The following is a 19,807-nucleotide window of genomic DNA, read 5'->3' on the forward strand; positions in this document are numbered from 1 at the left end:
GGGTGAGACGATGGATGTAGACGGCTCTCACCATAGCGGGTATTCTTCAAGCAACCACTGTCCGGACCTGACACATGGCCACCCGCGTTGCAAAGAAGAAGACCGATGTTGTCAGCCCGAACTCCTCGGAGTTGCGCAAGGCCGTTGAAGCCATCGCGATTCAGCCCAAGAGCGGTAAGATTACCTTGCTGACTCGCAAGCTGTTCAATGTGCTGTTGGCTGTTGCGCAGCAAGCCGATGAGTCGGGCGACACCTATCGGGCGTTGCTTTCGGATATCGTCGCAAATTCCGCGTTCGACTCTAATGACACGGCGCTGGTCAAGGAACATTTGCGTCGGATGGTATCGGTGCAGGTCGAATGGAGCACTGGGACATCGAGCCAGAAACCGGGACGCAAGTGGGGTATCTCAACGTTAATCGCGGACGCCGAAATTCTCGAGGATGCGACTACCCGGCGCGTATGGGTCGAATTCTCGTTTGCCCCGAAGATCAAGAAGAAGCTTCTCGATCCGGTCCAGTATGCCCGCCTGAGCTTGCAGTTTCAAAGCCAACTGCGTAGCAGTGCCGGGTTGGCGCTGTATGAGATCTGCGTACGCTACTTAACCAATCCAAGCCATCTTACGATGCGTGAGCCATGGGAGTGGTGGCGTCCCATCTTGTCCGGAACACCGGACTCGGAGGCTGGCGATGAAGCCAAGCGCGAATACAAGTATTTCAAGCGCGATTATCTTCGTCCTGCGATCGCGGAAGTGAATGCGGTAACCAATATTAATGTTGAATTGATCGAGCATCGTGAAGGACGGCGTGTATCGGAAATCCAGTTTCGAGTAGCAGAGCGCAAGCAACCGATGCTGGCGCTCGATGAACATCCAAACGTGTTCGACAGCACGTTGGTCGATCGCATGGTCAAGCTCGGTATTCCGTTGAAAGAGGCGCAGACGCTGTACGCCGACAGTGAAGAAAATCGCATTCGCGCCGCGTTGCAGATGACCGAGCAACGGATGCGCAGCACGACGCTGCCTGCGGTACGCAGTGCTGCGGCGCTGTTCAAGGATGCCCTGAAGAAAGGCTACGCGCCGCCGGTCGAAGAAGTCCCAACGCTGCAAGTCAAGAAGGTCGCTGGAGAAGAGGATCCAAAGGCCCGGCTATTGGCTGAATACGCTGCGTATCGTCGCAAACAGGCGCGTGAGCTTTATGACGAGCAGGACGATGCGGGGCGGGAGCTTGCCCGGGAATCATTCGAGGACGAAGCGTTGCCGGGTCTGGGCGCTCACCTGCGGGACGAATGGCGTAAGCGTGGCATCGCGTCAAAGATCGCCGAGACGGCCTTTTTTGATTGGCTGGCGCTGAAAACGTGGGGCGAGCCGACGGATGGCGACCTGCTCGCGTTCACGTTGAACCACGCACGCGCCGCAGCATAATCGTCTTGCGGAATGCTGCCGGTGGCGCGTGCGGGGTGTTACGCGTCGGTTGTGTTGGCGCCGTGGCCACTGGTGTCCGAGGTTTTTGGCATCAATAGCGCTTCGATCTGTGCCAACAATTCGTCGCGCTTTTCCCGTGTCAGTCCCTTCAGCTTCAACTCAAGGCGGTCGTCACCATACGACTTTAGGTCGCCAAGCGTCGCTCCGCCGACTTTGATTTCCAGCCGTTGCGCGTAGCGCTGTCGGCGCAGCGGCTTGGGCGCGTCACTAGATACTCCCCTGCCCTTGACGATATCGGCAACTTGCCGGGTGCTGAGGTCGTTGGCGACGATTTTGTTGATCAATCGAAGCGTGGCATCTGTACCCTTTGCGGAATGATATCGGGCAACTTGGTACGCCATGTTAGAGCCAAACCGATCCGGCCTAGCCACCATTTCCTGCATGACGGCTTCCGGGAGTTTCGCAATGCCTAATGCGACGGCAACTGTCGACTCATCAATGCCAAGATGCTCGGCAAGTTCGCGTTGACTTTGGAAATGCTGCTCGTCGAGAAAGCGTCGCCATACGATGGCGTTGTCGAAGACTGTTTGCGAGTCCCGCTGGACGTTCAAATCATAGCCGAGCTTATAGCTCTCAATGCCAATAGGCAAGTCTACGACGATTGCCCTGACACTTTCCTTGTTGGCTTCTCTCAATGCCCGCACGCGGCGGCCGCCGTCACTGACGAAGAATGTGCCGGGGTTTTGATGATCCGGAATGACGTGAATAGCCTGCTGCTGACCTTGCTTGGCAAGGTTCACGGCAAGTTCGGCAATCGACGACTTCAGGTAGAAATGGCGCGGATTGAAGGGACTGGGTTTGATCGCTTTTAGTGGTAACTCAATGACCTGTCCCGGTGTATATCCATTTGCAGTACGCCACGCGCGGTACGCCGCCGATTCGTTGGAGCGCGGGGTGATGGTCTCGGACGGATCAGGCGCCCCGTCCTTTTTAGCAATCGCGACCGGTTCGGGCGTATCGGGGCTACTGGGCTGCTTGACCCACGTGTCGATCGCGTTGAGACGTTCCAGTGCTGTTCGCTTTTCGCTGGTCGTCGTATCCGGCCGTGCCTGGAAGCCTCGGGCGAGTTGAGAGGATTTCATACGGCTCCTTTATGCGCATAAAGTCACTGCAATAGCGCCGCGATTTCATCGGCGCAGGCTCGGATTTCGGCGCTTGCCAGTTTGGCGCCACGGTCCGACATTTGCAGGACGGTTTGTCCCAACGCCATCGCCTGCTTGTAGCACTCGCGAGTAGGGATCTGAGTCTTCAGAAGTGGGAAGCCGAGTTCCTCGAGCGCGCGCTTCAATTCGCGTGTCAGCATCCGTTTTTCTTCGGTCTTGTTGAGGAGGAAGACGGCTTTCAAATCTTCGTTCATTGTCTGCGCTTGCTGGATCAGCTTGACCAGACCAACGCTCGACCAATAGTCGGCCGGCGACGAAGACGTTGGCACAACCGCGATACTGGCCGCCAGCAGTACAACGCCGGAGACCTTCTCTGTGATCGATGGCGGGCAATCCACAATGATGAGATCGTAATCGTTGACGAATTTCTTGATTTCTCTATGGATCTGGCCCCCTGCCTCCGCTAAGTTCACAATCGGGAACGGAATGCCTGATTCTTCACTGGCGGCGCTAGACCAGTGGACCAATGTATTTTGCCCGTCCGCGTCGACGACCAAAACTTTCTTTTCTCTTTCATGGAACGCTGCGCCAAGATGCATTGCGATCGTGCTCTTGCCCACGCCCCCCTTCTGCTGAGTAACCGCAATGATTTCAGCTGCCACTCGTTACTCCCTTAGATAAACTTTAAGGAGTATATCGGAGTTTGCGGTTGAAAATCCATAACCCGTTCGGAGGATGTCGTTCAGCCGAGACTTTATGCGCATAAATTAGGATGGGGACTCAGAGGCAGGAGAGCGTCGCATGGGCTGCCTACGTGGTGGTCGACAGGGTACGGTTTGACGATGCCCGCCTGCCGGCAGGAGGTGGGTAACAGCGATATCGGCGAAGGCTTGTCTGATTGTTTTGTAAAGGGTGTCCCATGACTTACCGATAGTTGCGTTATATCAGAAGCCAGCTGGTTGGAGGCGCCTGGTCTATCCAATCGATCCAGGTAACCACCAATAGGTCTCACGGACAGTGAATGCTGTGCACACCTGGAGGAGGTGATTTGACAGCCTATTGGCAATAAGATATTTGATGCTCGATGATTTCTTCTTTGCCGCGACGAGTGCTTTATCAGCCTTAATCAGACATGACTTCCAATACACAAGAGAGTGGTGCGGAGGCCATGTCAAGGGATGGATCAGTGGCTTTTGCATGAATCGTGAGCATGATGCGGTGAACCTTAGACATGTGTTGATCTTCAGCTGCGAAGCAAAGCCAATGTTTTGGCGAGGCGTTTTGCGTAGGAGGTGCCAGAGATCGACGTTAAAAGCTAGCTCCGGTCGCTAAGGCAGATGGAATGGGTGAACGGCTGCCACAGCACATACGGTGCTGACTTTATCCGCATAAAGCTTCGCCTCCTCTATTGGTTCGATGCATTCCTAGAGATCAGTCATTCATCGTTGCCGCTGGTAACCAGGGATTTGATGCAGTATTGCTTTACTACGTAGTGGCTAATTTTCACGCGCCACAATTGGCTCTAACATCGCAGGTCACAACAATCGCTTTCATTCGATTTATATCGACACAGTTTAAATTTTTATGAAATTATATTGCTGATAGCACTGCGGATGAGCGTTCGCAATGGCGCGATGCGTGACGTGCGTGCTTGCAGGTTATTCACCGTGCACAATGATGCTCTTCATTTTCTCATCATGTCGTGACCGAGGTATCCATGATTACGATTTATCATAATCCCCGTTGTTCGAAATCACGCGCCGCCTACGCCTTGCTGGTTGACGAGTTGGCAGGACGCGAGGAAGTCCGAACGGTCGAATATTTGAAAACACCCCCTACACTCGACGATTTGAAACAGCTGCATGCATTGTTGGGTGTGCCGGTGCGCGAAATGATTCGGGACAATGAGCCGACTTTCGCCGAACTTGGGTTGGGCGATACCTCGCTATCTGAAGACACGCTTCTTAAGGTGGTTTCCGACCATCCGGTATTGTTGCAACGCCCGATTGTTGTTCGCGATTTCCGGGCTGTGATCGGACGGCCGCCCGAGCAGGTCGCCACACTGTTCGATTAAGCGACACCAGCTTTGACAGGTATCGCCAACGTGCTTGCACGAATACATCTGGTGTCAGTATAAGAATCCGATAACAGCTGGCGGCGTACAATCGAGGAACAGCGTGAGCGCATCGCGTTGGCCCTGCCCCGCACACTTGGCACGACGGGAGATGGGCCTTGATCTGTTGACCGATGACTGCCTGTGCCCGATGGAGCAAACACTGGAGTTTGAGTTTTTCACAGTAGTAGGCACCAGATGCCATCGTTACATTTCCGTCTCCGGCCTAGACTATTTCTGTTCGTGCGCCGCGACGCTGACCTGTGCCGCCTGTTCGAGCCCCGGCGCCATGTGCGATTCTCAAGCGCATGCCGGCTGTAGGTATTGCGGCACAGTATGACAAGTTGAATGTATGCTGGAGACTGTGGAGCAGCCAGCTTCTAGCATATTTATAACAACATCATGTGTAGCGGATAGCGCAGGCGCTTCAGTCCTTTGGCAATGCCAGCGGCGGGTTTGTTTTTGGTTTCGGCATAGTTGCCGCTGATCTTCAGTAACTTTCAAGGCTTGCCCGATCGCCAACTTCGCTCTCAATAACGATATAGGAGGGGTATCGGATATTGCAGGGCCAAGTTTTGTCAATGGCGTGACACTCGTATGTTAAAATTCAATGTCAATCGCTCGATGACCGATGGCGGGTCGTTTCACGCATTAAGGCAATAGCTTACTCAACGCTTGCTTCAACTCGTCGTTTCCTTGAGCCTTGGGGATCTCTCGTTTTACACGGATTTTATAATCAGGTAATATATTATTATCATTGTCGAATGCTTTCAATAACCTGTCAGAGTGAGCTTGATAGGCCGGATTTGCAATAATTTGTGCCAAGTCCACCGGCTGCGGCTGATCTCTTTCCCAAATGGCAAGCTGTTTAAATGCCGTGATAGTTGTCTTATCAAATGGATGTTGTTTGATAATATCGATTGCCAGCTTATCATCCGTATGCAACTGCGCATCCAGATTTCTGTTGAATACAATTTTTTCTCCTGAAATAAGGCGTTTTATTGATGCATTGATTTTTTCTTTATAAAATTTACTGGCGCTTGACTTGTAATGCTCAATGATTAAATCTAGCATGTCCGGCTTTGCATTTTTGGCAATGCAATCCAGTTTGTCCGTTTGATCGTATGTTTTGGAAAACCACCGTGCCAATGATCTTAAGACGGTTTTATCGTGTGGTGACAAATGCGAAGCCTGTTGAAGCACTTTTTCATCGGTTTGCGTCGAAGATTGCGTCGCCAACCAGTACGCAATCAGTTCCTGTTTGACCTGAGTATCTATCTCTGCGGGCACAGGGTGTTTAGCAACTCCCGGCAAATCGATGCTGTTCAACGCCCGCTCGCACTCCCATACCCGCAACTTTCGTAGCCACCGGATTGAGGCGCCGATGGACGAAGCGTCATCTTGGGCGTTGCGTCCGCCTACCGGGTTGGCCTGATACCGAGTGAATAATTGCTTTTGGTCGAGATCTGACAGATGACCGGCTTCAAGCCGTGTCAGCACATTGGTCAGGCTTTGCTCAGGCTGTTCTATCAGCCATTCCGATAGCCCTTGTAAGTTACGCACGTGATGCTCTATAGTACTCTTTTTCAATGATTTATCCGCATCCCGCGAGTCGCAATAGGCAAAATAGGCAGCCAGGCGCGCGGACAGATCTTGGAGAAGCGCAGCGTCCTGGGGATTGGTACGAAACGTGTAACCCTTGGCACGGGTGGCGTTGCGCAGGCCGGCCGGCGCGGTTCGGGTCGCCACGCCTGGCGGCGAGGCGTCGGATGGCCATTCGGCTCGCCGCGCCGGCGTTGACGCCATAGACGATGTGGGGCGGTGGGCGGATCCCACCTGGACCGTCTGGTGCCACGTCATGCCATACGCGTGGCGGCTCTCCGGCCGCGTATGCGGTCCACGCCGATCGCTGGAGGACCAACTCAGCATCGGTAACGCATGCCCGCTCATCGAGCGCGGAGCTGGTCGCTGAATGGGTTGCGGTGTCGGCGCTTCGGCCCTGTTGTCCATCTCGGTTCGAAGCGAGGTCGGATCCGATGTGTGGGGAGCAAACAAATAACGAGTATCCATTATGGGCGTGTCAGCCGCGTGGCGGCTGCCTGTGGTGGCAAGAAAGGTGAGGTTATTGTTGCGGCACGCACCGCACGACGCTGAGAAGTAACCGAAGCCAGGGCATGCCATGCGAGCCATTCTGGCGGCAAACGATAAGGTGAGGCATGCTCTCACGTGGTCAACCCGCGCTTTCCTCCTACCGGTCCCATTCCGGGTCTACGCTGCCTTCCCGCATATTCCACGGAACTCGCCCGGTCATTCCATGCTGTCAACAGCAACTTGGAAGTGGCTTTTTCACCGTCAGCACCGATCAACACGCGTGTACGAGATTGACATGCCCCTCGACGAGGCCGTTGCTGTAGGGCGTCATCAGTTCGCTGTGTCGTACGCGACGATGAACAGCAAGCGCACGCTGCAGACAAAACGCTTAAAAACGCCTCGCTTATCGCGGTGTCGCTGTTTTGCCTATGCGAGTTCGTTTGGGTGTTGCGCTTTAATCACACCGATATCATCGCTGTAATTCGCGTGTTGGCCGCGACACAGAAGGTTGTCATAAACTGGCTTGCCGTCGAGATAAAAAGGCGGTGGTTTTATTAAACCAGCACAGACATACGATGTAACTGCCATAGACCGACCGTTTGCCCGCACCGGTGCTTCGTTTCGAAAGGCTGACAGTGAACTTGGGCTGAATATTAAAAACTGCTGGTGCATAGGCCGTGCGGCGGACCTGGACCTGGAAGTTCGTTCCGCGCAGCATGAGACGATCTAGACGTACAGCATGGACGAGATCGCTCAGAGGGGAGAGACGGCCGGTTTTACTCGCGTGGGTGGGCTGGACGGACGACATGTAGCCGTTTGCCGAGACCTCGTTCGTGGCGCAATAATAGTCACCGCGGCGGCGAGACAGCGTCATCGAGTGATGCGCCGACAAGCTTGCTAGGGGCCTCGCCCGGCATGTTCGCAATGCCGTCGCTTCGAGGAAGCGATAGACTGATTGACGAGGTACCCATACGAGCCCCCTATCGCTGGGGCCCGCCTGCGATAGGGCTGCGAATGGACCGGCGTCACGACCCCGTGCGCAAGCGGGCAACCGCGTGGTACATGGTCGCCATGTGGTAGGGCGTCGTTGACGGCATGTCCGCGCGCACCACGGCGCCGTCCTGCGCAATCGATTCTACCCAGCCGTAGTCGCGCAAGAAGCGCTGCTTGAAACGGCCGAGTTGAGCCTTCAGGGACACGTACGCATCTTGCGCCTCGCTGGCGCCCCGCAGCGCTTGCGATGTGGCCAGCGCGCGGGCGAATTCGGTTTGCGCCCACAACCGCTCGTTTGGCTCGATCACATGGCCATGCTCGTCCAACGCAGCGCACACTCCGCCGGTGACAGGCGACACGCCGTGCCGGAGCGAGAACATATAGGCCGAGCCGAGCCACTCGGGCAGGTCGCTGTGTCCAAAGACATCCGGCGCGCTCGACGCGAGGTAGAACCATTCGAACTGGTGTCCGGGTTCGATGCGCAAGGCGCTGCAGCCGATCGGCAACTCCGCGATGCAGCCGGTCGGGCGATGCACGAATGTCGCAATCATCTGTTCCGCGATACGCTGCAGCGCATCGGAAAACCACGCGTCGCGCTGTACGTCGCGGGCGGACAGGTAGGCTTCGGCCAAGTGCATGATCGGGTTCTGCTGCGGGCCGTCGACGAGCGTGCGAAAGTCGGCGGATAGCACCGCGTTGTACAGACCGGCGTCGGTCGCGAAGCGCGTTTCAATCACGTGCAGTGTCGCTTCGAGCAGATCCAGTGCATCCCGGTTGCCCCGGTGCCGGAAATATTCCGCGCAACTGAACACGATGAATGCATGTGTGTACAAATCCTTTTGCGTCTCTTGCGGCGCGCCTTGTGCATCGATGCTATAGTGCCAGCCGCCATGTGTCGTATCCACGAACCGGCTGCGCAGCGATTCAAACAAGCGGTCTGCGTGATCGTGCCAGCCAGCTGCGCTGAACACGTAGAGTTGGCGCGCACAGGCCATAGCCCGGTAGCGCGTGGGCGGCAACGCAGGCTGTCCTGGCGGCGCGATCACGTCATAAGGCAGACCTAATGCGTCATTGAAGCCCCGGGTGGCCCACAATGGCAAAATCACGCTGGCCAGGTGCTGGTGCAACTCGTCGATGGTTGCGCTGGCGTAGTTTGGCTGGTTCATGCAACAGGCTTTTTTCCGGGAACGGCTAGGATGCGAGTGTACCGCAACTGTTGCCCCTTCCTGCTGTCGGCGTGGCGATGGAGTGCGTACCCGTCGCGCGCGGCCGGCAGCCTGCTATGCTAGCGGCTCGGTATCGCCAGAGCCCGACCTGACCCGACCCATGGGCGGCCGCGCCCGGCTTGGCCGGTGCACGCAACGTCCTTTCCGACCTATGAATACAGTACAAGAATCGAACGCTCGTCCGCTCGGCATCATGGCCGCGCTGCCGGAGGAAATCGCCCCCCTAATCGACGAAATGCGTGCCGCACCGGATTGGCGCACGGTGATGCTGGGCCGCCGCGAATACGCGCTTGGCACGCTGCGCGGCCTGCCGTGCGTGATGACGCTGGCGCGCGTGGGCAAGGTGGCCGCGGCGACCACCGCGACCGCGATGATCCACCAATTCGGTGTTGATGCCATTATTTTCACTGGCGTCGCGGGTGGTGTCGCGCGGCAGGTGCGGGTGGGTGACATCGTCATCGCGGATGCGCTGATGCAGCACGACCTGGACGCATCGCCGTTGTTTCCGCGATTCGAAGTGCCGTTGCTCGGCGTTTCCCGCTTCGGCACTGACGATAGCTTGTCGGACGCGCTGGCAGTGGCTGCGGCATCGTTTGTGCGCGCGCAGGCGATGCAGCTCGTCCAGCGCTACCGTGGTGTGATCGACGATATGCCGCGCGTGCATCGGGGGCTCATCGTTAGCGGCGACCGGTTCATTGCCGACCATGCCGCACGCGAAGCCGTGCTAGCGGCCGCGCCGGACGCATTGGCGGTCGAAATGGAAGGGGCGGCGCTGGCGCAGGTCTGTCATGAGTACGACGTGCGCTGCGCGGTGGTCCGCACGATCTCGGATGTCGCTGACGCACACGCCGCGGTGTCGTTCTCGACGTTCCTCGCCGAGGTGGCGAGCGCGTATTCGGGCGGCATGCTGCAGCGTTTTCTTGCGCAGCGCCGGGTGCAGCAATAGCGGTCGCGATGCGTAGCCGCCCCGCGTGAGCCGGCGGTCTTCGGGTGGCGCCGGCCAGTTGGGCTTGGAGTCTGCTAGGCGAAGGCTTCTTTGAAGGAAGCAAGAACGGTATTCAGCGCCTTGATTCTCATGGCTCACCCATGGATGGCCCGAATGATATGGACTATCAGGCAACGATCGGCCGGTCGACGGCCCGATCCTTGACCCAAAGACGCTTTACGTTACGCAGCCTTTGCCGCGCATTCTGCGCACAAGCCCTTGAGTTCAAGTTCGCCTCGGACAAGTGTGAAGCCGGTCGATTCAATCTTGTTCACTAGCGCGTGATGAACACCCGGCGCATCGATTTCCGCGACTGCGCCACAGGACTGGCAGACGATCAGGATTCCGTGCCGGCAGTGCGTCAAGTCATGACATACCGTGAACGCGTTGATCGATTCGATCCGATGCACCAATCCCACGGACTGCAGGAAATCGAGCGCGCGATAGACGGTCGGCGGCGCGGAGCCCGGGTGAATCTTGCGCATTTCATCGAGCAGCGTGTAGGCCTTGGTGGCGCGGCCGGATTGCAGCAGCAACGACAGGACTTTCTGCCGTAGCGGCGTCAGCGATTCGCCGCGCTCCTGGCAGTACGCGTGCGCGAGCTGCAACGCCTGCGTGACATCGGCCACCGGTGAGCCGGCTTGCGCCGCGCGAGCAGCGGGAGTACGGGATGGAGTGTTGGGCATGCCAATGATTCTACATGGGCCGGCGCACCCGTGCGTTGCAGCTGCGCCAGCGCCGCAGCAGCAACGCATTGCCCACGACGCTCACGCTGGACAAGGCCATCGCCGCACCTGCGATCATCGGATTGAGCCACCCGAGCGCGGCCAATGGCACGCCGACGACGTTGTAGACGAAAGCCCAGAATAGGTTTTGCCAGATTTTGCGATATGTACGTCGTGATAGGTCCAGTGCGTCGGCTACCAGTGCAGGATCGTCACGCATTAACGTGATGCCGGCAGCGTGCATCGCGACGTCCGTGCCGCTGCCGATCGCGATGCCCAAGTCGGCGGCGGCCAGCGCCGGCGCATCGTTGACACCGTCGCCAACCATCGCCACCACATTGCCTTGCTCGCGCAACCGCGCGATCATCGCGGCCTTGTCCTGCGGTGACATGTCCGCATGCACTTCGGCGATACCAACCGCTGAGGCGACTGCCGCTGCGCTGCCGCCGTTGTCGCCCGTCATCAGCAGGGTACGTATGCCCGATGTGGCGAGCCGGGCGAGCGCCGCCTGGGCCGATGGCCTGACCGTGTCGCCGAATGCGATTAGCGCCAGTGGGGCGGGCGAAGGTGCCACGCACACCAGCCACGATACGGTGTTGCCGGCCCGCTGCAGCGCGTCCGAACGCGCCTGCAGTGCCGCGTCGGGCGCGATGCCAAGCTCGCGCAGCCATCGCGTGCTGCCGATGCCAAAGATCGCGTCGCCGATCGTTGTCTGGATGCCACGTCCAGCGATAGCGCGGGTGTCGCGCGCCTTGGCGGCAACCACCTGCCGCTGCTGCGCCAAGGCGACGATTGCGCGCGCCAGCGGATGTTCGCTGTGCTGCTGCACACCGGCGGCAATCGACAGCGCGTCCTCGTCTGTGCCCTCCAATGCATCGAAGGCCACGACGACGGGCTTGCCGTCGGTCAACGTGCCGGTCTTGTCGAGCGCGATGACGTTAACCCGATGAGCAAGCTCCAGTGCCTCGGCGTCCTTGATCAGCATCCCATGCCGGGCCGCGACGCCGGTGCCGGCAAGGATGGCGGTTGGCGTCGCAAGCCCAAGCGAACAGGGGCAGGCGATCACCAATACGGCGATTGCGTTCAAGATCGCATGTTGGACCGGTGCGCCGGCGAGCAACCAGCCGCACAGCGTGACCAGTGCAATCGCGATGATGGCCGGCACGAATACGGCGCTGACGCGATCCACCAGTCGCTGGATGGGCGCCTTCGCGGCTTGCGCGGTCTCGACCAGCTGGATGATCTGAGCCAGCATCGTTTGTGCACCGATCCCCGTCGCCTCGATCACGACTGCGCCTTCGCCGTTCAGCGAGCCGGCGTGCACTGTGTCGCCTTCGTCTTTCGCCATGGGAAGGCTCTCGCCACTTAACATGGCTTCGTTCGCGTGCGTGCGGCCGCCGACGATGCGGCCATCGACCGGGAATCGCTCGCCGGGACGCACGATCACTTGCATGCCGACGCGCACGTCGGACAGTGGTAGCTCACGTTCAGTGCCGTCGATACGCACGCGGGCTGTATCGGGCCGCAGTGCGTTTAGTGCGCGGATCGCGGCGGTGGTCTGTCGCTTAGCGCGGGTTTCGAGCCACTTGCCGAACAGCACCAGCGTGATGATCACGGCGGATGCCTCGAAATAGAGGGGAGCACCGCCATGTGGGTGGGTCGCCCATTGGTAAAGGGATAATCCATAAGCGGCCGATGTGCCCAGCGCGACAAGCAGGTCCATGTTGCCGGACAGCGCTAGCACGGCCTTGTAGCCGGATACGTAGAAGCGCGCGCCGAGCACGAACTGGATCACGGTCGCCAGCACGGCTTGCAGCAGAATCGGCACGCTCGGCGCACCGTGGCCTATCGCCGCCTGTATGTCCGCCATCGGCTCGCCGGAGTGGGGCGATGGCGCGGCGCCCGCCAGCATCTCGATCATGGGCGCCAGCAGCGGCAGTGTCAGCAAGGTGGAGACGATCACCGCCGCCAGCGGCCACATTGCGTTCTCGTGTGAAGCCGCAGCGGGCGTCTCGGGCGTCAGACGTGCGTCGTAGCCAGCCTTCTTGACGGCGGCGACGAGTGTGGGAGCCGCCACATCGAGCCCGGCCGTGACCGATGCCCGCTCGGTCGCCAGATTAACGGTCACATGGAATACCCCCGGCACCTTGCCGAGTGCACGCTCGACACGCGTCACGCAGGAGGCGCATGTCATGCCTTCGATATCCAGCGATGTCGTATAGGTCGGGGAGGTTTTCATCATGTCGGGGCGCGATACAGGAGGAATGCAGTATCAGCCTTCCCATGATGGGAGAGTCAAGGTCACACGGCGACCCGTCACGCCGCTGCCACGCGCGACAGCACGACCGCCACGATGCCCATCCCGGGTCCGGCGCCGCGACCGAAGGGGCTACCGTCGGTCGATACGGCATCCAGAGCGGCGTGCTCAGGGTCCAGTCTCCGAGCGACGAAAACGCATCGGGCGAGTTCGATGATGTATCGAGCATCGTGCTGCTCCGTTACTCCGCTGGTTGTGTATTCGGCATGCTATGGCGACGCAAGTCGCATGTCATCCGATCGGCAGCAGGTGCTCGTCGCGTTCCAGGAAGTTGAGGATAACCTCGCAAACTTGCGCATCCTGACCGACCAGATCCAGGCGCAGAACGACGACTCCGTGCAGGCATCGGGTCGGACTGCACAGTTGTCGCGCGCGCAGTACCGCGAGGGCTCAGTCAGCTATCTGGACGTGATCGATTCGGAGCGCACGGTGCTACAGAACCAGCGTGCGGCCATGCAGCTGATCGGCGCGACGGTCATCCGACGGATGGCTGCCGCGCCGATTGTTCATCCAATCCAACAAGTCCATTTCGTTGCAGCCGATTTATCCGTTCTCGCGTGGTTCCTACCATGCCATGCATCGACGTAGGAACAGCGATATCGTGCGGCTCGGTGGCCGCGATGCACGAGGCGATGTCGCATCGCAAGTGGAGCATCCGATGAGAGCGCTGATTGAACGCCAGTTGTACCACCCTACATTCGTGCTGCCGATGATCGCACTGATGCAGTTGATGGTCGCGCTCAACTTCAACCTGACACAAGTTCTCCTCATCGTGGTGACCAAAGGTGTGCAAAGCGGCTGGCACGTGTTGCACCATGCGGCTGTGCACCCCTACTGGGCTGCTCGGTCAATCCACTCGGCGATCGCGACCGCCTCTGTGGTTGCCATTGAACGCAACCCCGCGTTCGCGCGTGCCCGATCCTGCGCGCTGCGATGCTGGCTAACCGTCCACTTACCGAGCAAACGGGTAACCGTTAATTCGATGCTGACCACTTGATTGGCTAAATGATCGAGAAAGTCAGGCGGCGCGTCGCTCAGTTTCCATGGTGAGTCCGTCACATGCGTTCCATGACGAGTCTGTCACACGTACCTGCATCTGTCGCATGAGCCGGGCGAACAGCGCGCGCACCTATCACGAATCGTCATGTACGACGAGGCGGTCCTAGGCGTGCATCGCTGCATAAGTCGTAGGCCGGTGCGGCACGATGGGCCTGTTGTTTGCTCGGATACCAGCCTGGCGACACGTAAGCGCTTGAGCCTTGCAACAAAGCGAGCGCGTCCGAATCAGTGCGCGCGTCGCGTCACACCGGATCAGGGTATGCGACGGGGCGCTGCGGCGTGTCGAGCCATTCTGCGCCGGCATCGATTTTGAAAGGCATGGGGTTGGCCTTCGGCGTGCTGCAGAAACATGGGTGTCGTCCATCGGTAGGTGCAGCATGTGTTGTCCAATTGACAAGAGCCAACCGCATGTCAACAATCTTGTCGCGGTTCATAGTTTGCAGCCGGCCGAGGACCACGGCCGCAGGTCGCAGCACGGGGTCCGGGGCGGAATGGGCCGCATCGGGTGGTCTGCGAATAACAAATACGAGGCAATCCTGATGATGCAACTCAAGTCGCTGCTGCATGCGTCGCGCGTCGTCGCACGCGTGCCTACCCCTGTTTCATATTGTGGCGCATTGGCCGCCGCCGTGCTGGCTATCGGCTGCGCGGGGCCCTCGCCGTTGAGCGCGAGCAATGCCGGCTGGACGACGACAGAGGTGGCCGATTCGTATGTGTTCGGCTATCCCCTGGTGGTGATGGACGTGCTGCGCGAGGCGCAGACGGCGACGCGTCCGGTCAACCAACTCTATACGGGGACCTCCGGTGAGCCGGGCTTTGTCAGCAGCGAGTGGCTGGATCTCGGCCCTGAGCCGGTCGTGCTGTCGTTGCCCGACGCGCATGGCCGCTACACACTGGTGCAGGCCAATGACATGTGGACCAACGTCGCCGTGTCGGCCGGCACCCGCACGACCGGTTCGCGCGCGCAGACCATCGCGTTCGTCGGGCCGGGCTGGATGGGCAGCTTGCCGCCTGGCGTTGCACGCGTGGATTCGCCAACCCGTTATCTGATGCTTTGCGTGGTGGAGCCGGGGGTGGCGCGCGGTGCCGCGCGGTGCCGCACGGTCGCATAAGCCGAATGCAACTCCACGGGTCGCGCCACTAACCGCATGGCTGGGCAAGCACGGCGCCGTACCGTCGTCGGCGTTTGCCCGCGTTTCGCCGTCGCCGGCCGGCACATCAACAGGCAGCCGTATGACCGGTAGCGCCGCGCGTGGCGCGTGGCGCCCGGCCGATGATGGCTCGACCGTTGCCGCCGCGCTCGCCCGCGTCGATCAGATGAGTGCTCAGACCTTCTTTACCCGCTTGTCCGCGGCGCTGGTCGATAGCCCACCGGTGGCTGACACGGACGATCACGCGTTGCAAATGCTCAAGCAGCTCGGCATCGTGCCGGGCCAGCCTTTTACACTGTCGCCCGTCTCGGCCAAGGCATTTGCGGCCGGTATCGAGCAAGGCAGGGCACGCGTGCGTAGCGTGCCCCCGAACGGTGTCGTGGCGGCGAACGGATGGCGTTGGTTTGATGACGATGCGGGCAGCTACGGACAGGATTATGCGTATCGCGCGTACGTTGCCACGGTGGTGCCCGGCGCAGGTCTGACGGAGGATGTGCTGACGCCGGTCGCCGATGTGGACCGCGACAACCGCCCGCTATCGGGGAAGGATGGCTACATGATGCATTTCGCGCGTAACCAGTTGCCCGTCTCGGCCGGCGGCTGGACGCTCGTCGCGGAGCCGTTGGATGACGACGAAGCCGGCGGCGTCGGCGCGTCGTTCAGGGGCGACGCGCATAGGCCGGGGTGGCGTAATCGCCATGTCGTGCTGACCGATCGCGATCATCTAGTGCGCAACCAGGACGGGTCGATTGATATCACCGTGCAGCCGACCGCGCCAGCGCGCCCCGCCGCAGCGAACTGGCTCGTATCGCCGACCGGCCATTTCAGGATGGTCATGCGGATCTATGGCCCAAGTGCAGTGATGCGCCGCTCGAACTGGCGGCCGCCGGCATTGGATCGCCAGTAGCCGAGACAGTGCCGCGAAAGTGGCCCGACTTGCCGGTGGCGTGAGAATGGCGCTGGGCCGCTAGTTACTTCATCGGACTTTTATAAGGTATCCAGGCGCTATCTAATTACCGCAACGGCATAGCTGCACCGCATGATCGTTGTGACGCGCAATATGGCCGATTTGTTGAAACCGGCGTGTCCCTAGTGAATCCTTGGGACACGTTCGTATTGCCGTCAATGGTTTTGCCCGACGCAGTGCAACCGGTCTACGCGGCTCGCGCTCGCCGATAATGCCAGGAGGCACTCGATCGCCGGTAGCGTTAGGTCGGTCTTCGGTTTGTCATCGCGCGAGCCGGCTCGTGGCGCCGGTATGCCGAACGTCACCTCATGCTGCCTTGAGCCGGTGCTGTGTATCAATCCACAATTTTCCCCAATGCAGTGCGTATGCGGTGGCCTGTTCGGCCTCGAAGAAATAGTCGAGCGCCTCGAAATGCTCCACGTGCGACCGTGTGCCATGCTGCTGGCCTTCGAGGTCGAGATTGGCGGCATACAGGCCGTTGCCCAGCGGCTCTGCGCTGGGCAATATCGTGTAGCCCTTGTAATTGCGGCATATCTCCATGGGTATCTTGCAAGCTGGCGTGACACCTATAGCATACGCCGGACAAAATCGCCGCGAACGAATCAATAGTGCAATTGGTATGAAGACGGCTGTTCGACGCTGGTCAGGCTGTTCCGGTCGCCGCTGGTACGGCGCGCCTGGATGCAAGAATCGTGTCGACATACGCCTTCAGTCTCGCGTTGCTTGCGTCGATGCCGTAATGTTGCGCTCGCTGGCGAGCGCGTCCGGCGAGTTCGGTGCGCAGCGCAGGGTTGGTCAGCACCGTGCGCATGGCGTCTACCATCGCGTCGACGTCACCGACCGGAACGAGAATGCCGGCACGGCCGCCATTGAGGATTTCGCTGGGCCCGGTCGGGCAGTCGGTTGCGATAATCGGCCTGCCCAGCGCGAGGCCCTCGAGCAGCACCATCGGCATGCCTTCGTAGCGCGAACTCAGTATCTGGAGTGTCGCGCCGGCGATCACTGGATGCGGGTTGTTCAATTGACCGGTGAAGTGCACACGCTCGCCGATACCCAACTCGCGCGCCAATTGCTCGAGTTCGGCGCGAAACGCTCCGTCGCCCACGATCACCAAATGCTCGCGTACGACGTGCGCCATCACCAAACGTTGATATGCTCGCAACAGCGTGCGATGGTCTTTCTGGATCTCGTCGAGGCGGGCTACCGAGACGATATAGGGCTCATCAGGCATTGACGCGCTGCCGTCCTGATGGGACGCACGTTCGTGGATCGCCGCGATATCGATCGCATTCGGCAGCACCAGCAGCGGAGGTAGCCGCGAGCCGAACATCGCCTGTGCTTCATCGGCCATGTGCTCGGTCAGCGCCGCAATCCGGTCGTAGGCTTGATATTGTTTCAGCAAGCGCCGGATTTTGCGGGGCCGGCCACCAAGCCGAGCATCGAAGCTGAAGTGATTTACTCCGAGCCATCCAACACCGTACCGGCCTGCGATGCGACGCAGCGACATATCGAAATCGACGATTAGATGATGCTCGCGGGCAAGATGGGCGATGCGCTGTGACACATAACGGCGCACAACAACCGTATTGAAGATGTCGCGCGCGATGCGTTCGAGTTTGCTGCGCTTGTGCAGGTGTCGTCGTGTTTGGAAAAAATTCAGCCATCTGCGATCGACCAGCGTCTCGATGCATACGTCGGCCGGGATCGACGCACGGAAACGACGTTCCAACGCAGCCGACGTGAACATGACTGACAGCGTCACATTGAAATGCTTGCGATCGAAAACGCGCAACCATTGGATCAGTGCGCTTTCAATGCCGCCGTCGTTAAATTCGGTGATGTGGAAAATAATCCGGACGCGCTGTGCCGTGCCGGCCTCCCTCGATGATAATCGTTCCATGAGCAGCGTGTGGTGAATGGCTATGACGGCTCGACGACACGTTGATGGCGCGAAGGCGTACCCGTAGTCGCGAAGCGTTATACCACAGTCCTGTGCGGACCCTTTTCGTTCGCGCGCGAGCGTTTATGCTGCGCGGCAAAACTTTATGCGCACAAAGCTTGCGTGAGAGCCCGCGATCGATGGTGATGCCGATGAGGGATGAAGCCCTACCCCTGATTGCCATCAACGCCACCGCCCACTAGCATTGCCCTGGCGGCATCGCGGGCCAAAGCGCGAGCGACAATACGACGCCGAACAGCGGTGCAACTAAACAGCGGTGCCACCAAGAAATAGTCGCCGGCGCAGGCCGTGCCTAGTACTACAGCCGTAACTATAATGGATTAAAATTACGAAGGGATTGTATGTGGCGCACGATTGATGAAGACACTGGTGCAAGGATGGGAGCGTGAGCTAGTGGCGTTGCACGAAAGGATTGCATGCCAGTTCAGTCGTTCGGAATCGCGCCAGCGCTCACTGGCCTATTTGAAGGCTCTGTTGGGTGGGGTGGAGCGCAAGAATGGCTGGCAGCTAGCAGAATGGATGGGTGAATCGACACCAGACAGCGTACAGTATCTGCTTGATCGGGCCAGGTGGGATGTCCACGCCGTGCGTGACGTGCTGCGCCAGTATGTGGTCGAACAGCTGGGAGCCACGGATGCCGTGCTGATTGTGGATGAAACAGGATTCGTCAAGAAAGGCGAGCACTCGGTCGGCGTGCAACGTCAGTATAGTGGCACCGCGGGGCGCATCGAGAACAGCCAGATTGGGGTGTTTCTCTGTTATGCCGGCAAGAAGGGCAGTGCCTTCATTGATCGGGAGCTTTATCTGCCCAAAGCCTGGACAGATGAGCCGTCGCGTTGCGCGGCGGCGGGCGTTCCTGAGACGGTCAAGTTTGCCACCAAGCCTCAATTGGCTCGACAGATGCTTGAGCGCGCCCTGGAGGCGGGCGTGCCCTGCGGGTGGGTGACGGGCGATGAGGTGTACGGGGGCGATCGCAGGTTGAGGCTATGGTTGGAATCGCGCCAGCAGCCGTTTGTGATGGCGGTGGCAAAGAATGAACCGCTATGGTGGCAGGGGCCGACGTATGTTCGTGCGCAGCGCATTGCACAGAGCGTGCCTGCCCGGGCATGGCAACGTTTGTCGGCAGGCGCTGGAGCGAAAGGCGAGCGCCTCTACGACTGGGCACTCATTGAGCTGTGGCGCTTGCAAACTAGCGCTGAGGAGCGCCGCTTCGGACACTATTTGCTGGTACGGCGCAGCCTCGATGAGAAACGGGAGCATGCCTATTACCTCGTCTATGCGCCACGCAGCAAGGCCTCGAAGCAGGCACTGGTTAAGGTGGCGGGGCGCAGATGGCAAATTGAGACCAGCTTTGAGGCAGCCAAGGGCGAATGCGGTTTGGATCAGTACGAGGTGCGCCGATGGCAGGGCTGGTATCGCCATATCACCCTCACGCTGCTAGCCCATGCTGTTCTGGTTACGCTGAGCGCGCGCAGTAAAAAAAACGCCTGAAGGCAGGGTGCCGCTGAGCGTGCAGGAGATTCGCCGATTACTATGCCGTCTTTTATGGAGGGGATTGAGCTCGATTAACACTGTTCTGCGATGGTCAATCTGGCGTCGCACCCATCAATGGCGAGCGCAGCAGGCTCATTATCGC

The 19,807-nt window shown here is 59.4% G+C and carries 18 protein-coding genes and 1 pseudogene; 8 read left to right on the top strand and 11 right to left on the bottom strand.

The features are described from left to right. The first annotated feature begins 74 nt into the window (after nt 1–74). Entirely contained in the window at nt 75–1,421 is a 1,347-nt protein-coding gene (locus tag RA167_RS15275) for a replication initiation protein (RefSeq protein ID WP_076788488.1), read from the top strand. Nucleotides 1,422–1,459: 38 nt separating this feature from the next. Here RA167_RS15275 and RA167_RS15280 read toward each other — a convergent pair whose 3' ends face one another. Next, complete coding sequence (locus RA167_RS15280; protein WP_076788490.1) at nt 1,460–2,563, bottom strand: ParB/RepB/Spo0J family partition protein; 1,104 nt, start codon at nt 2,561–2,563, stop codon at nt 1,460–1,462. A 23-nt stretch (nt 2,564–2,586) separates the two neighbouring features. Next, the gene (gene parA / locus RA167_RS15285; RefSeq protein ID WP_076788492.1) at nt 2,587–3,246 is read right to left on the bottom strand and encodes a ParA family partition ATPase; all 660 of its coding nucleotides are present in this window, start codon (nt 3,244–3,246) and stop codon (nt 2,587–2,589) included. A gap of 1,055 nt (nt 3,247–4,301) precedes the next feature. On the opposite strand from parA, the gene arsC reads away from it, so the two are divergent. Next, nucleotides 4,302–4,658, top strand: a complete 357-nt coding sequence (gene arsC / locus RA167_RS15290) for an arsenate reductase (glutaredoxin) (RefSeq protein ID WP_076788493.1) — start codon at nt 4,302–4,304, stop codon at nt 4,656–4,658. A 690-nt stretch (nt 4,659–5,348) separates the two neighbouring features. Here the strand turns inward: arsC and RA167_RS15295 are convergent. The 3 genes from RA167_RS15295 to RA167_RS15310 all read right to left on the bottom strand — a co-directional run bounded on the left by RA167_RS15295 (nt 5,349) and on the right by RA167_RS15310 (nt 8,947). Further along, nucleotides 5,349–6,503, bottom strand: coding sequence for a hypothetical protein (locus RA167_RS15295; RefSeq protein ID WP_076788495.1), 1,155 nt, complete (start codon nt 6,501–6,503; stop codon nt 5,349–5,351). A gap of 796 nt (nt 6,504–7,299) precedes the next feature. Then, complete coding sequence (locus tag RA167_RS15305) at nt 7,300–7,662, bottom strand: hypothetical protein (protein WP_139337216.1); 363 nt, start codon at nt 7,660–7,662, stop codon at nt 7,300–7,302. Between the two features lie 151 nt (nt 7,663–7,813). Then, nucleotides 7,814–8,947, bottom strand: coding sequence for an AGE family epimerase/isomerase (locus RA167_RS15310; protein WP_076788497.1), 1,134 nt, complete (start codon nt 8,945–8,947; stop codon nt 7,814–7,816). A 211-nt stretch (nt 8,948–9,158) separates the two neighbouring features. Here RA167_RS15310 and RA167_RS15315 point away from each other — a divergent pair, with 211 nt between their 5' ends. Further along, nucleotides 9,159–9,953, top strand: a complete 795-nt coding sequence (locus tag RA167_RS15315) for a 5'-methylthioadenosine/adenosylhomocysteine nucleosidase (protein ID WP_076788499.1) — start codon at nt 9,159–9,161, stop codon at nt 9,951–9,953. Between the two features lie 221 nt (nt 9,954–10,174). Here the strand turns inward: RA167_RS15315 and RA167_RS15320 are convergent, their stop codons facing one another. Both RA167_RS15320 and RA167_RS15325 read right to left on the bottom strand, forming a co-directional pair. Then, complete coding sequence (locus RA167_RS15320; protein WP_076788501.1) at nt 10,175–10,678, bottom strand: Fur family transcriptional regulator; 504 nt, start codon at nt 10,676–10,678, stop codon at nt 10,175–10,177. Nucleotides 10,679–10,688: 10 nt separating this feature from the next. After that, a complete protein-coding gene (locus RA167_RS15325; RefSeq protein WP_083706144.1) occupies nt 10,689–12,959 on the bottom strand; it encodes a heavy metal translocating P-type ATPase in 2,271 nt (756 codons plus the stop codon). 312 nt (nt 12,960–13,271) lie between these two features. Here RA167_RS15325 and RA167_RS15330 point away from each other — a divergent pair. Continuing rightward, a pseudogene (locus RA167_RS15330) lies at nt 13,272–13,514 on the top strand (TolC family protein); the annotation flags it as partial. A 178-nt stretch (nt 13,515–13,692) separates the two neighbouring features. Further along, nucleotides 13,693–14,031, top strand: a complete 339-nt coding sequence (locus RA167_RS15335; RefSeq protein WP_338877541.1) for a hypothetical protein — start codon at nt 13,693–13,695, stop codon at nt 14,029–14,031. A gap of 145 nt (nt 14,032–14,176) precedes the next feature. Here RA167_RS15335 and RA167_RS15760 read toward each other — a convergent pair whose 3' ends face one another. Together RA167_RS15760 and RA167_RS15340 are read right to left on the bottom strand one after the other, a co-directional pair. Continuing rightward, entirely contained in the window at nt 14,177–14,278 is a 102-nt protein-coding gene (locus RA167_RS15760) for a hypothetical protein (RefSeq protein ID WP_422393169.1), read from the bottom strand. Nucleotides 14,279–14,335: 57 nt separating this feature from the next. Next, on the bottom strand, nt 14,336–14,527 hold the full coding sequence (locus RA167_RS15340; protein ID WP_170872326.1) for a hypothetical protein: 192 nt from the start codon (nt 14,525–14,527) through the stop codon (nt 14,336–14,338). A gap of 105 nt (nt 14,528–14,632) precedes the next feature. Here RA167_RS15340 and RA167_RS15345 point away from each other — a divergent pair, with 105 nt between their 5' ends. Together RA167_RS15345 and RA167_RS15350 are read left to right on the top strand one after the other, a co-directional pair. Continuing rightward, entirely contained in the window at nt 14,633–15,205 is a 573-nt protein-coding gene (locus RA167_RS15345) for a DUF1254 domain-containing protein (RefSeq protein ID WP_175972494.1), read from the top strand. A gap of 121 nt (nt 15,206–15,326) precedes the next feature. Next, nucleotides 15,327–16,151: a DUF1214 domain-containing protein gene (locus tag RA167_RS15350; protein WP_139337218.1), complete on the top strand. Its 825-nt coding sequence runs from the start codon at nt 15,327–15,329 to the stop codon at nt 16,149–16,151. Between the two features lie 366 nt (nt 16,152–16,517). Here RA167_RS15350 and RA167_RS15355 read toward each other — a convergent pair whose 3' ends face one another. After that, nucleotides 16,518–16,751 (bottom strand): hypothetical protein, encoded by a 234-nt coding sequence (locus RA167_RS15355; RefSeq protein ID WP_076788511.1) that lies wholly within the window; start codon nt 16,749–16,751, stop codon nt 16,518–16,520. 103 nt (nt 16,752–16,854) lie between these two features. Beyond that, nucleotides 16,855–18,111, bottom strand: coding sequence for a glycosyltransferase (locus tag RA167_RS15360; RefSeq protein ID WP_076788513.1), 1,257 nt, complete (start codon nt 18,109–18,111; stop codon nt 16,855–16,857). A 417-nt stretch (nt 18,112–18,528) separates the two neighbouring features. Between RA167_RS15360 and RA167_RS15365 the strand changes: the two genes are divergently transcribed. Beyond that, entirely contained in the window at nt 18,529–19,662 is a 1,134-nt protein-coding gene (locus RA167_RS15365) for an IS701 family transposase (protein WP_076786592.1), read from the top strand. Nucleotides 19,663–19,807 lie beyond the last annotated feature (145 nt).

The sequence above is a fragment of the Mycetohabitans endofungorum genome (genome assembly GCF_037477895.1).
Lineage (GTDB): Bacteria > Pseudomonadota > Gammaproteobacteria > Burkholderiales > Burkholderiaceae > Mycetohabitans.

What these genes read in the sequence shown, in the direction of transcription:
- RA167_RS15275 (WP_076788488.1), top strand. Translation starts at nt 75, where the DNA reads ATGGCCACCCGCGTTGCAAAGAAGAAGACCGATGTTGTCAGCCCGAAC.
- RA167_RS15280 (WP_076788490.1), bottom strand. Translation starts at nt 2,563, where the DNA reads ATGAAATCCTCTCAACTCGCCCGAGGCTTCCAGGCACGGCCGGATACG.
- arsC (WP_076788493.1), top strand. Translation starts at nt 4,302, where the DNA reads ATGATTACGATTTATCATAATCCCCGTTGTTCGAAATCACGCGCCGCC.
- RA167_RS15295 (WP_076788495.1), bottom strand. Translation starts at nt 6,503, where the DNA reads ATGGCGTCAACGCCGGCGCGGCGAGCCGAATGGCCATCCGACGCCTCG.
- RA167_RS15305 (WP_139337216.1), bottom strand. Translation starts at nt 7,662, where the DNA reads ATGACGCTGTCTCGCCGCCGCGGTGACTATTATTGCGCCACGAACGAG.
- RA167_RS15310 (WP_076788497.1), bottom strand. Translation starts at nt 8,947, where the DNA reads ATGAACCAGCCAAACTACGCCAGCGCAACCATCGACGAGTTGCACCAG.
- RA167_RS15315 (WP_076788499.1), top strand. Translation starts at nt 9,159, where the DNA reads ATGAATACAGTACAAGAATCGAACGCTCGTCCGCTCGGCATCATGGCC.
- RA167_RS15320 (WP_076788501.1), bottom strand. Translation starts at nt 10,678, where the DNA reads ATGCCCAACACTCCATCCCGTACTCCCGCTGCTCGCGCGGCGCAAGCC.
- RA167_RS15325 (WP_083706144.1), bottom strand. Translation starts at nt 12,959, where the DNA reads ATGATGAAAACCTCCCCGACCTATACGACATCGCTGGATATCGAAGGC.
- RA167_RS15335 (WP_338877541.1), top strand. Translation starts at nt 13,693, where the DNA reads ATGAGAGCGCTGATTGAACGCCAGTTGTACCACCCTACATTCGTGCTG.
- RA167_RS15340 (WP_170872326.1), bottom strand. Translation starts at nt 14,527, where the DNA reads ATGAACCGCGACAAGATTGTTGACATGCGGTTGGCTCTTGTCAATTGG.
- RA167_RS15345 (WP_175972494.1), top strand. Translation starts at nt 14,633, where the DNA reads ATGATGCAACTCAAGTCGCTGCTGCATGCGTCGCGCGTCGTCGCACGC.
- RA167_RS15350 (WP_139337218.1), top strand. Translation starts at nt 15,327, where the DNA reads ATGACCGGTAGCGCCGCGCGTGGCGCGTGGCGCCCGGCCGATGATGGC.
- RA167_RS15355 (WP_076788511.1), bottom strand. Translation starts at nt 16,751, where the DNA reads ATGGAGATATGCCGCAATTACAAGGGCTACACGATATTGCCCAGCGCA.
- RA167_RS15360 (WP_076788513.1), bottom strand. Translation starts at nt 18,111, where the DNA reads ATGGAACGATTATCATCGAGGGAGGCCGGCACGGCACAGCGCGTCCGG.
- RA167_RS15365 (WP_076786592.1), top strand. Translation starts at nt 18,529, where the DNA reads ATGAAGACACTGGTGCAAGGATGGGAGCGTGAGCTAGTGGCGTTGCAC.